The sequence below is a fragment of the Roseibium marinum genome (assembly GCF_002906165.1).
Classification (GTDB): Bacteria; Pseudomonadota; Alphaproteobacteria; order Rhizobiales; family Stappiaceae; genus Roseibium; species Roseibium marinum.
Map to the genome: position 1 here is coordinate 145,351 of NZ_PPCN01000010.1, position 11,933 is coordinate 157,283.

General features: G+C 58.6%; 11 protein-coding genes. All 11 read left to right on the plus strand.

The window, feature by feature from the left end; translation table 11 throughout:
- Nucleotides 1-291: 291 nt before the first annotated feature.
- A complete protein-coding gene (locus CLV41_RS20395; protein ID WP_103224271.1) occupies nt 292-1,269 on the plus strand; it encodes an ABC transporter permease in 978 nt (325 codons plus the stop codon).
- A gap of 66 nt (nt 1,270-1,335) precedes the next feature.
- Complete coding sequence (locus CLV41_RS20400; protein WP_103224272.1) at nt 1,336-2,391, plus strand: sugar ABC transporter substrate-binding protein; 1,056 nt, start codon at nt 1,336-1,338, stop codon at nt 2,389-2,391.
- 85 nt (nt 2,392-2,476) lie between these two features.
- Nucleotides 2,477-4,660 (plus strand): ABC transporter permease, encoded by a 2,184-nt coding sequence (locus CLV41_RS20405; RefSeq protein ID WP_103224273.1) that lies wholly within the window; start codon nt 2,477-2,479, stop codon nt 4,658-4,660.
- On the plus strand, nt 4,657-5,760 hold the full coding sequence (locus tag CLV41_RS20410) for an SMP-30/gluconolactonase/LRE family protein (protein ID WP_103224274.1): 1,104 nt from the start codon (nt 4,657-4,659) through the stop codon (nt 5,758-5,760). Before CLV41_RS20405 ends, CLV41_RS20410 begins: the two co-directional genes overlap by 4 nt.
- Entirely contained in the window at nt 5,757-7,256 is a 1,500-nt protein-coding gene (locus tag CLV41_RS20415; RefSeq protein WP_103224275.1) for a sugar ABC transporter ATP-binding protein, read from the plus strand. The genes CLV41_RS20410 and CLV41_RS20415 overlap by 4 nt, the downstream gene beginning before the upstream one ends.
- Nucleotides 7,257-7,355: 99 nt before the next feature.
- The gene (locus tag CLV41_RS20420) at nt 7,356-8,105 is read left to right on the plus strand and encodes an SDR family NAD(P)-dependent oxidoreductase (protein ID WP_103224276.1); all 750 of its coding nucleotides are present in this window, start codon (nt 7,356-7,358) and stop codon (nt 8,103-8,105) included.
- Between the two features lie 45 nt (nt 8,106-8,150).
- Nucleotides 8,151-9,044: an NAD(P)-dependent oxidoreductase gene (locus tag CLV41_RS20425; RefSeq protein ID WP_103224277.1), complete on the plus strand. Its 894-nt coding sequence runs from the start codon at nt 8,151-8,153 to the stop codon at nt 9,042-9,044.
- Between the two features lie 5 nt (nt 9,045-9,049).
- A complete protein-coding gene (locus CLV41_RS20430) occupies nt 9,050-10,456 on the plus strand; it encodes an MmgE/PrpD family protein (RefSeq protein WP_103224278.1) in 1,407 nt (468 codons plus the stop codon).
- Nucleotides 10,453-10,584 (plus strand): hypothetical protein, encoded by a 132-nt coding sequence (locus CLV41_RS28305; RefSeq protein ID WP_268952698.1) that lies wholly within the window; start codon nt 10,453-10,455, stop codon nt 10,582-10,584. Before CLV41_RS20430 ends, CLV41_RS28305 begins: the two co-directional genes overlap by 4 nt.
- 96 nt (nt 10,585-10,680) lie before the next feature.
- Entirely contained in the window at nt 10,681-11,058 is a 378-nt protein-coding gene (locus CLV41_RS20435) for a carboxymuconolactone decarboxylase family protein (RefSeq protein ID WP_103224279.1), read from the plus strand.
- Nucleotides 11,059-11,095: 37 nt separating this feature from the next.
- Nucleotides 11,096-11,890: an N-acyl homoserine lactonase family protein gene (locus CLV41_RS20440; RefSeq protein WP_103224280.1), complete on the plus strand. Its 795-nt coding sequence runs from the start codon at nt 11,096-11,098 to the stop codon at nt 11,888-11,890.
- Nucleotides 11,891-11,933 lie beyond the last annotated feature (43 nt).

Here is an 11,933-nt window from a genome sequence, read left to right on the forward strand (position 1 = left end):
GAAGAGCTATGGAAGCCAACAAAAACCCCGCTTCATCATCAACCGGCAACAAGGCGAAGACGGCGCGGATCGTGTGGTCCATTTCGCGAGCCGGCATGTCTCCGGGATTTTTGGGTTTACAAATTGTATTATTGAATGTGTAATAGACAATATGCACCGAGCGTCCGCAGGGAATGCAGTGCCGTGGGAGGATGGATTTGGTCGATTTGGTGGAACCCGCGGGAGACCGTGGCGGTATGATCTCGAGATTGCTCCGCGTCATATGCGATACGTCACATCGGGTGTCGTCGCATGCGTAGCTTTCTGCACAACCTGAATCAGGAGAGAATTGTCTTTCTTCTCTTTTTGGCGATCTTTGTCGCTTTTTCAGTGATTTTGCCCGGATTTCTCAACGCGAATAACCTCGTTCTGCTTTTACAGGGCATTTCCGTTCTGGGTATTCTCGGCGTTGGTTTGTGTGTGGTTGTCATAGGCCGTGGAATCGACCTCTCGATGGTTGCCACAATGGCCTTGTCTGTCGCCTGGGCATTGCAGCTCAACATTGACGGTATGAACCTCTATCTGGCTCTTGCAATAGGACTTGGCGGAGCCGTTCTTGTCGGTTTGGCCAATGGGGCGCTGATTGCCTATGCCGAGATTCCGCCGTTATTCGCGACGCTCGCGTCGGGCGCATGTGTCTATGGATTTGGCCGGCTGGCGCTGATCCATTCCGATCTGGTCTACGTTACGCCCGCGGTCGGCGATCTGACGCTATTGGGGCAGGGGCGGTTCTTGTCGATACCGATGCCGGTGATCGTGTTTGCGGTCATTGCGGTCATCGTGGGACTGGTTCTGCGCTACACGAAATTCGGTCGGTTCACTTACGCGGTCGGCGACAATTACGCCACTGCGCGCGTTTCCGGTGTTCCCGTACGGCATGTCATTCTGGGCCAGTATGTCCTGACCAGCACCGTGGCTTTCGTTGCCGGGATTACCCAGGCAATGGCCGTCAGCAGCATGAATACGCGTATATCCGACACTCTGCTGATTTATGAAGTCATCCTCGTCGTCGTTCTCGGCGGTGTCGGCCTGAGCGGCGGCCGCGGAGGCGTCAGAAACGTTATTGTCGGCACCCTGCTGATCGGAACGTTCCTCAACGGCATGACCATCCTCGATGTCCAGTACACAACTCAAAATGCCATCAAGGCACTCATTCTTCTCATAGCCATCATAGCCGACACGCTTGTCAATCCGCGCGACGAACAGACCGCGCAGCACGGCGATATCTAGGGGCTCGATCAGGGCTGGGGCAGGAAATCGAATAATCCCGATAAAAAAGTGAAGCAGGAGGAAACTATGAAACGATATTGGAAAAACAAAGTCCGGGAACTCTGCGGTCGGTCCGCAAAACTGGGTCTTGCGGCAGCTGTTACGGTCTCGGCGGCGGTTTTGTCCACTGGTACCGCAAACGCCCAGGACGGGCTCAATGATCCGACCCTTCAACCCTACTTCGACACGTTCAAGGGCAAGAAAGTCGGCTATGTGCCGTTTTCGATGAGCTTTGATCTGGCGCAGGGCTGGCTTGCAGGCATGCAGAACCAGGCTGACGAACTGGGCTACGAAATCATCACGCGTGATCCGAACTGGAACACCGATGTCGGCTCCCAGGCCATGAACCAGCTTATCAATGAAAAGCCCGACATCATTGTCTATATGAACCCCGATCTTCAGTCCTATGCGCGTATTCTCAAGAAGGCGCAGGCCGCGGGTATTCACCTGGTTGCCGTCAATCTGAAGTCCGTTTTCCCGACCCACTATATCGGTGAAGACTGGCAGCAGAACGGTGTCGAGGAAGCCAAGTACATCGTTGAAAAATGCGGTGCCGGATCCGGCCGCTCGGGCAAGGTTTCGATCATGCAGGGCATCCTGACCTCCGCGGCGAGCGCCTACCAGCTCTATGGCGTGATGAGCGTGCTCAACGAACACCCCGAGATCGAAGTGGTTTCAAACCAGTCCGCGAACTGGGACGCCAGCAAGGCGCATGAAATCACCCAGACCGTTCTGCAGCAGAACCCCGATCTTTGCGGCGTTATCGGCTTCTGGGACGGCATGGATATCGGTGCCGGCGCGGCGGTCAAGGAAGCCAATCTCGCTGAGCCGGTCTATGTTGTCACCTCCGGTGGCGGCGCCAAGGAAGCGGCTTGCGACAAGCTCATGGACGGCACCTACAGCGCTTACATCAACTACGACGTCCGCCGCATGGCAGCCGACATCAATTCGGTCATCAAGATCCTTCTGCAGTCGGAACTTCCGGCCGACATGAAGACCTTCCTTCTGCCGACACCGGCGGAGATTCTGACCAAGGACAACATTACGGCATCGTCCTGCTGGACAATGGCCGACTTCGAATAGGTCCTGTCTGTTTGGCGGGCGGGTGAGCGTTTCATCCGCCCTCGCCAACAAAATGTTTTCTTGAGTGCACTGGGCCATCTCCATCATGAATGAATCTGCCGCAAACGCTGCAACCGAAGCAGGAAATGTCGCGAGTGCCGACCCGAAGGGAAGTACGGGCGAAGCACTTGTCCGCTTCCGGTACAAGTGGATACCCACGCATATATTTGGCGAATTGCTGTCCAAGCCCTGGATCGACAATATCGTGCCGGCGACGATCCTTTTGCTGGTCGTCGCCTATTTCGGCAGCACGGTTCCCAATTTCTTCCTGCACGGCAACGTCATGGACGGCACGCGGCAGATTGGCGAACTCGGCTTTGTTGTCATTGGCATGATGTTTGTGGTCGTCGGCGGCGGCATCGATCTCAGCGTCGGTTCGAACTTCGCCCTTGGCAACATACTCGCCCTGGCATTGACGAATGTATTTGGACTGCCGGTACCGGTTGTTTTTGTCGCCGTGGTCGCGACCTGCTCCTTCATCGGCCTGATCAATGGCATCTTGGTAGGCTACTTCAAGCTGCGCGCCTTTCTGACCACCCTGGTCATGCTGATCGGTTTGCGCGCGCTGGTGGATACGATCCTTCTGAAATATGCGCTGACCATTTCGGCGGGATATTACGACGACGACTTCTGGTACTTTATCGGCGATGGCAGTGTTCTGGGTATGCCGACCAGCCTGGCGCTCTTTCTTGTCATGGCGGTGGCCATGCATATGGTTTTGAGCCGCACCAGGCTCGGGTGGCACATCATGGCGGTCGGCGGCTCGCGCCGCTCTGCCCACAATGCCGGCATTTCACTGAACCGTACTGTGTGCATCAGTTATGTCATCTGCGGGAGCTTCGTCGGTGTTTCCGCGTTTTTCTATGCCGCCCGCCTTGGAAATGGCGGATCCTATCCTGGCGTTGGCCTGGAAGTTCTGGCGCTGACGGCGGTGATTGTCGGGGGCATCAGCCTCGGCGGCGGCCGGGGGTCGGTGGTCAAGGCCGTCATCGGCACGATGATTGTCCAAATCATCAGTCTGGGTGTCGTGCAGGCCGGCCTGCTGAGTGGAGCGGGGCAGTTGGTGCTCGGTCTGATCCTGCTGGCCGCGATTGGTTTCAACGTGCGCTGGGTCAAGAACCAGGACAAGGTCCTGTCACGCGTTTACATGTCGCCGACATATTTTGACTTGCCGGCGGCGCCGTCAACAGCGCAGGAGGCCGATAGTCCCTACGCTTCGAATGACCGGCTCGGCGATGTCGAGGTAATCGGTCTCGATCAGGTCGATGGCGCTGAAGACATCGTCTTCGACAGCTCCGACAACCTCTTTTGCGGTGACCGGCGCGGTAACATCATGCGCTTCGATGCGCCGGACTATGACACGGGCCGGGTGTTCGCGCATATTGGCGGTCATCCGCTGGGCATGGCGGTCGACGACAAGGACCGGATCGTCGTTTGCGTTGGCGGTATGGGGCTTTATCGGGTGGACCAGTCCGCCAATGTGGAAAAACTGACGGATGAAACCAACCGCTCGCTTTTTGCGATAATCGATGACTCAAGATTGCGCCTGACGGATGATTGCGACATCGCGCCGGACGGACGCATCTTCTTCAGCGAGGCAACCATTCGCTTCGATATGAGCTCGTGGCCCTCCGATGCGCTGGAGAGCCGGGCAAGCGGGCGCATCGTTTGTTACGATCCGAAGCGTGACATCACGCGAACCGTGGCGCGGGGGCTGACATTCCCGAACGGCATTACCCTAAGCTTCGACGGCCAATCCATTCTGTTTGCCGAAAGCTGGGCCTGCCGCATCAGCCGCTATTGGATCGAAGGGCCCAAGGCGGGGAAAATCGAGCGGGTCGTCGAGAACCTGCCCGGCTACCCGGACAATATCAACCGCGCCAGCGACGGCACATACTGGCTGGCGCTGATGGGTATGCGGTCGCCCGCTCTTGACCTGGCTTTGCGCGTGCCCGGCTTCCGCAAGAGGATGTCCCAGGAAATCTCCAATGACGAGTGGCTCTATCCCAACCTCAATACCGGTTGCATTGTTCGCTTCACCGAAGACGGGCAGATCATCGAAAGCCTTTGGGACAAGTCCGGTGAGAACCATCCGATGATCACTTCGATGCGCGAACACAAAGGGCGCCTGTATATCGGCGGCATCTTCAACAACCGCATTGGCAGCCTCAAACTCAAGTCCGGGGATCCGAACTGGACAGGCCCGGCGAGCTATTGGGGGAAAGCATGAGCACCTTGCTGAGCCGCCTGTTTTCGCGAAGGCAAGCCGCAACGGTTCCGCCCATGGACGGAGTGTTAAGGCCCAACGAAGCGCTTGACGAACTGTCGGCCATTGGCTCGATCGCGGCACCGGACAACCTGGTTGCCGCGAAAGGGAAAGTGTTTTTTTCCAGTGGAAGCGATTTGTATTTTCTTGATAGGCCCGGGAACAAAATCAGCGCTGAACCCTTTGACCGTTTCAGTGCGGAAATTACCGCGCTGGACGCATCTCCCGAGGGTGCGTTGGCGGTCGGAGTTGATGGAACCGGCATCCGGATCGTCGGCGGAGCACATGACGGCGTGGTGCTGGATGTCTTCGATACGCAGCCGGTAAATTGCGTCACCGCACTGGCATTCAGTGGCGAGGATGAATTGTTCGTATGTCTGGGGTCCGGCCACAACAGCGCGCCGGACTGGCAGCGTGACCTCATGGAGAAGCGGTCGAGCGGTTCTCTCTGGCAAGTCGGCCTAAAGGACAAAAAGGCGCGTAAGCTCGCGGGTAATCTTGCTTTTCCCAATGGTATCCTGGTGCGGGGGGACAAGCTCGTTGTTGCCGAAAGCTGGAACCACCGGCTGTTGTCCTTGCGCATCGACGGCGAGAAGCATGCGCAAGCTTTCACTCTTGCCGATCTGCCGGGTTACCCGGGGCGCCTTGCCCCGGCGGCCAATGGTGGCGCCTGGCTGAGCGTATTCGCGCCGCGCGGGCAGTTGACGGAATTCGTGTTGCGAGAGGATACCTATCGCAATCGAATGCTCCGTGAGCTTTCCAGTGAACACTGGATTGCCCCGACACTTCGTGCCGGGAAGGCATTTACCGAGCCTATGCAGGGCGGTGCGGTCAAGGTTCATGGCGTCCACAAGGCCTGGGCCCCAACGCGATCCTATGGGCTGCTGATTTTGCTGGATTCGAACCTGACGCCAACACACTCTTTTCATAGTCGTGCGGACGGGAAACGGCACGGCATTGTCAGCGCCTGCGAACTTGATGGCGACGTGTTTATCGCAAGCCGCGGCAATGACGTCCTTTGTACCATGCCCGTCCCGCATTCAGGCATGGAGGGAACGTCGTGACCAGGCCTCTTCTGGAAGTCAAGGATCTCACCAAGGAATACAGAGGTATTCCCGCGATTCAGAATGTCTCGCTTACTTTCGAAGCCGGTCGGGTGCATTCGATTTTGGGGGAAAACGGTGCCGGCAAGTCCACGCTGACCAAGATGATTGCGGGCGCGGTTCACCCCACGCGCGGCGAAATTCTGCTGGACGGAGAACCTATCGGTTTTTCGTCACCGGGCGATGCCTTGCGCAGCGGAATAGCAATGGTGTTCCAGGAAACGAGCCTGGTGCCATCGCTGACGGTCGCGCAAAATCTTTTCCTCGGAGACGAGAAGATTTTCAACAGGTTGCGCGGCCTCTACATCTCGGCCCAACAGTTGCTGCAGTCTCTCAATTTTCCCGTTGATCCGGGAGCGCTGGTGTCGACGCTGGGTTCCGCGCAGCGGCAGATGGTCGAGATTGCCAGAGCTGTGCGCAAGAACGCGCGTATGATCATCTTCGACGAACCGACCGCAACGCTGACTCCTGAAGAAAAGCAGCATTTTTTCGATCTGCTCGATCGGCTGAAAGAGCGCGGTGTGGCGATCATATTCATCTCGCATGCACTGGAGGAGGCATTGGCTGTCTCAGATACGATCACCGTGCTGCGTGACGGTGAGCATGTCGAGACCGACATCGCCACGAATTTCGACCGGGCGAAAATCATCCGCGATATGGTCGGCCGCGATCTTTCCAGTCAGCTTTACGATCAGGAGGGCAAGCGGCGGGCGCGGCCCTACGGCGAGAAGATCCTCAGCGTTCAAAACCTCTCAATGGGCCGCATGGTCCACAATACCTCGTTTTCGGTCTACGCCGGACAGATCACCGGCGTGTTTGGTCTTATCGGGTCGGGCCGAACCGAGTCTTTCAAGGTCGTTTCCGGTGTCGTGAAGCGGAATTTCTTCCATGGCGGCATCATAAATCTTCTGGGCAAGGCTATTCGGTACCGAACGCCAAGTCCTGCGGTGAAAGACGGGATTGCCTATGTTACCGAGGACCGGAAAGTCGAGGGCATTTTCGAAACCATGTCGATTGCCGAAAGCATCGATATCGGCGCCATGGCCGCCAGCAAGCACCGGTCATGGTTCGTCAATCGCCGCAAGATGAACGAGAATGCGGCGCATTGGTCGAAAACCCTTTCCGTACGCTCCATAGACAATGACGCGCGCGTTCTCGAGCTTTCGGGGGGCAATCAGCAAAAGATCGTCATCGCAAAAGCGCTCGTTCAGAATCCGCGCATCATCATCTTCGACGAGCCCACGCGCGGGGTCGATGTTGGCGCGATCGCGGAAATTCACGAGGTGATCAAGGACCTGGCCAATCAGGGATTGGCTGTGGTGGTGATCTCTTCTTATCTCCCGGAAATCTTGAGCATCTCGGATCGTATTCTGGTGGCGCGGCAAGGCCGCGTGGTCGAGGAATTTTCCGCTGAAGAAGCCGATGAGGAAAAGATCATGTACGCGGCGGTGCATTGATCGGCTCGGACTGCCAATCAAATATTGTATTATCATATTATTGTAGTAACAATAAATCAGGTGACGCCGTAGCCCGGCGTTGAGAGTCAGGAGAAACCAATGGGCCGCTTGTCAGGCAAAATCGCATTCGTAACCGGTGCCGGAGGCGGGATTGGCCGCGCCATTGCTTTTGCCATGGCGCGGGAGGGCGCAAAGGTCGCTCTGGCCGACATCAACCAGGAGCTTTTGGCCGAGGCAGCGGCCGCCGCGAACGGGCTGGATGTCGTGCCTGTCGTCTGCGATGTTTCTGACCGTGACGATGTCAAAGCCAAGCTCGATCAATTCGTCCGCGATGCTGGCGGGCTCGATATTCTCGTCAACAATGCGGTGGTTTTTCACTATGCGCAGATGGTCGATTTCAATCCGGAAATCGTCGATCGAATGCTCAATGTCGGCCTCAAGGGCACCTATTGGTGCTTGCAGGCAGCGACGCCCCATTTGAAGGCGCGCGGCGGCGGGGCAATCATCAACCTGTCTTCAATCGCCGTCTCGATGTCGATCCCGAATGCGTCGATCTACACATCCATCAAAGGCGCGATCGATGCGTTGACCCGGCAACAGGCGGCAGAACTCGGTGCATACGGAATTCGGGTCAATGCGGTGGCGCCGGGATCCGTACCGACACCGGGCGCCAACTCCGTTATCGATGAGAGCGGCTGGAAAAACCGCGAGCAGAAATCAGTCCTCAAACGGCTGCCATCGGCGGAAGACATCGGTCACGCCGCAGTGTTCCTTGCTTCCGATGAGGCAGTGGCAATTACCGGGGTAACCCTGAAAATCGACGCCGGGATGACCATTACGGGGCCATAGGACCGGGAAGGTTTCAGGCGTCGAACCCAAAGAGCAGAGGGAATTATGCAAAAACAGAAAATTGGTTTCATCGGTCTGGGGCGCATGGGCGCGCCAATGTCGCGCCGGCTTCTGGCCGCGGGGTATGAGCTGGTTGTTCTCGACGTAAACGATGTGGCCATGGATGCACTGGTGGAAGCTGGCGCCGAAAAGGCTGCATCGCCCAGGGATGTCGCCGACAGGACCGACATCGTCATCACCAGCCTGCCCAAGCCTGACATCGTACGGCATATGGCGCTGGGGGAAGACGGTATTGCGGCTGGATCGCGTGCGACCATCATGCTCGATGTGTCGACGACCGGCCCCAGCGCCGCCAAGGAGGTTGCCGAAGGGCTCTCCAAGGTCGGCAAACAATGGGTCGATTGCCCCGTCAGCGGCGGCATCAAGGGAGCAACCGAGGGCACACTGGCACTGATGGTGTCATGCCCCAACGCGACCTTCGAGACCGTCAAGCCGGTCATCGCCAATTTCGGTAAGGCCTTTCATGTCGGTGAAGAAGCCGGGCTGGGGCAGGTGGTCAAGCTTGCCAACAACATGCTTGCCGCCGCCGCGGTTTTTCTCACCGGGGAGGCGATGGCAATGGGCGTGAAAGCGGGTGTCGATGCCAAGGTGATGCTCGACATCATCAACATGAGCTCGGGCCGCAACAGTGCCTCGCAGGACAAGTTCCCCAAGGCGGTGCTGCCGGGAACCTTCGATTTCGGTTTTGCGACCGGACTTTCCTACAAGGACGTCCGGCTTTGCGTCGATGAATCTGAAACTCTTGGCGTCCCGATGGTTGGCGGCGCGCTCGTGCGGCAGATTCTGGCGATTACCCAGTCCAAATATGGCGCCGATTCCGACTTCACGTCGATGGTGAAGCTCATCGAGGATTGGTCCGGCGTCGAGATCAGGGGGTAACCGGAATGTCCGAGATGTCCGCCATCAAATCCGATACCGGAAGTTCCTCCACGGTTCTGGAAGAGGTTGTGCGCCAGTCGCTGGCTTTCAGCGTGGCGGATGTCTCGGACATGCTGGCCGCCAAAGCGCGGCTATGTCTGGTTGATTTCTTGTCGTGTGCTCTGGAAGCGGCCGACTTGCCCTGGAGCCGGCAGGCAGCCGGTGTCGCCGCGCCCTATGGCGACAGCGTTATCATTGGTGAGGCGAAGGTCACGACGCCGGACGATGCCGCGTTCGCCAATGCTGTACGCGGGCATGGCCTCGTGCGCGAAGATATGCACACCGGCAGCATCGCCCATCTCGGAGTGGTAATCTGGCCGACCTTGCTGGCGCTGGCGGAAACGCGATCGATCAGCGGTCCGGAGTTTTTGCGGGCCGCAATCCTTGGATACGAGGCTGGCGGGCGATTGGGGCGCAAGGTGATGACACCCGAGGTGGCGCGCCTGTTCCGGCCCACGGGTCTGATAGGCCCCTATGCCGCGGCGCTTGCCGGAGCCGCGGCTCTTGGTCTCGACCAGGAAACCACCTGCGCCGCCTTGGCGTTGGCCGGCAATTGCTCCGCGGGTCTCAACGAGTGGCCGCATACCGGCTCCGACGAGATGTATTTCCACCCCGGCTTTGCCGTACGCAATGCCATCCGTTCGATCCGTCTGGCCGAAGCAGGCGCGCGCGGCTCGACCAGTATTGTCGAAGGGCCCGCCGGGATGTTGGCCGCCTATGCCCGCATGCAACTCGACAGCCCGGTGACGATGTTTCCCGGGGGCGACGCGGAAATCCTGTCGGTGTTCAACAAACAGGTGCCGGCCTGCAATTTCGCGCAATCTCCGTGTCAGGCGGCCGTTGCGGCACTGGAAAAAGCCGGGGTCTCCAGCGATCGGATCACCCGGGTCGCGATCGATACCTATGATGCCGCCCTCAACTATCCGGGCTGCGCGCATATGGGGCCATTCCGCACGCCTCTCCAGGCCAAGATGAGCATTGCGTTCGGGGTTGGCGCGGCGCTGGCGCGCGGCGAAATCGCCGAGGCCAATTATGCGCGGCTGAAGGAACCGGAAATTCTGCGGCTTGTGGACGCGACCAGCTTCCGGATCGACGAGGCTCTCAATGCCGCCTTCCCGCAAAAGCAGGGGACGCGCGTAACGCTGACGCTGGATGACGGCCGCGAGGTCGGCCATGCCATGGACAACATCGCCTATGCGGACGCGGCGCTGATCCGCCACCGCTTTGAAGCCGCGGCCGGGCTGCGCCTCGGCGCGGAAAAGACCGGCGTGATCCTGCGGGAGATCGACGGCATGGCGGCGCTGGCGGACACCGCCTCGATCGTCCGCAATTGCGCCGCGGACGCCGGTTCATCTCCCGGGGGAGAGAAATGACCGGGATCGTGGCGGCTCGCTCTGCCGGTATGGTCCACGGATTGATGTCTTCCGTGACAGGGCCGGGTACCGGCACCGGTGTTCCCGAGGAGCTTACGCTCGTCGCAGCCGAGTGGCCGAGCAACTGAATTCGATGTGGCCGGGTCGATTGTATCCGTCCGCATTTCCGCTAGGTCCCGCGCCAATGAAGGGGCGGGCCAGCCAACCAACAGCAGGAAGCAAAGATGAACAAGGAAACATTCGACAAGGGCCTGGAAATTCGCAAGTCGGTTCTCGGCGCGGAATTTGTGGAAAAATCGCTGGCCAGCGCCACCGAATTCAATATGCCCATGCAGGAACTGACCACGGAATATTGCTGGGGTACGGTGTGGGGACGCGAAGGGCTTTCCAGGAAGACGCGCAGCATGCTCAATCTGGCGATGATCAGCGCGCTCAACCGTCCGCACGAGCTGAAAATGCATGTGAAAGGCGCCCTGAGAAACGGTGTCTCCAAGGATGAAATCCGCGAAGTCCTGCTTCAGGTCGCGATCTATTGCGGAATTCCCGCCGGCGTTGACGGGTTCCGCATCGCTGCCGAGGCCATTAAAGAATTGGAAGAGTAGGGGCTTCGCGCCTTTACCAAGCCGAAGAGACAGATTGATGAGCGATGTCTACGAAGTCCTGGCGATCCGTTACGGGCACCATGCCCGCAACGCATCGGAGAATTTTATCGGTGGTGATTTGCATGACCTGCCGATGCCGCTGGACTATTTCGTGTGGGTCATTCGCAATGACCAGCGCACGATCGTGGTGGATACCGGTTTCTGCGAGGACAGCGGCGCCCGCCGCAAACGCGAGCTGGTGAAACCGGTGGCCGAGGGTCTTGCGGCGGCGGGGGTCGATATCGGGGCGGTCGAGGATATCATCATCACGCACATGCATTATGACCATGCTGGCAACAACCATCTGTTTCCCGATGCACGGTTCCATCTGCAGGACAGCGAAATGAACTTCGCTACCGGGCGCTGCATGTGCCATCCCCATGGCAATCACCCGTATGACGTGGACCATGTCGTGGGGCTGGTGCGAAAGGTCTATGCCGGCGATGTGGTGTTTCACGATGGCGACGAAGAGTTGTTCCCTGGCGTTAGCCTGCACCATGTCGGCGGCCATGCCCGCGGGCTGCAATGCGTGCGGGTGAATACCGGACGGGGACCGATCGTACTCGCCTCCGACGCGACGCATCATTATAACCATATGGAAGAGGGTCGGGTTTTCCCGTCTTGCGACAGCGTTTCCGACGCTCTGGAAGGTTACAACAAGCTGCGCAAGCTGGGAGGTGCTGTTGAGAACATCATTCCCGGCCACGATCCCAAGGTGATGGAAAATTATCCCGCGTTCAGTGCTGCCACGAAGGGCTGGATCGCACGGCTGGACAAGCCGGGCGCGAAATAGATCCGCGATTTTTTACCCCATTTCTGCGGACGGTGGGTGAGGG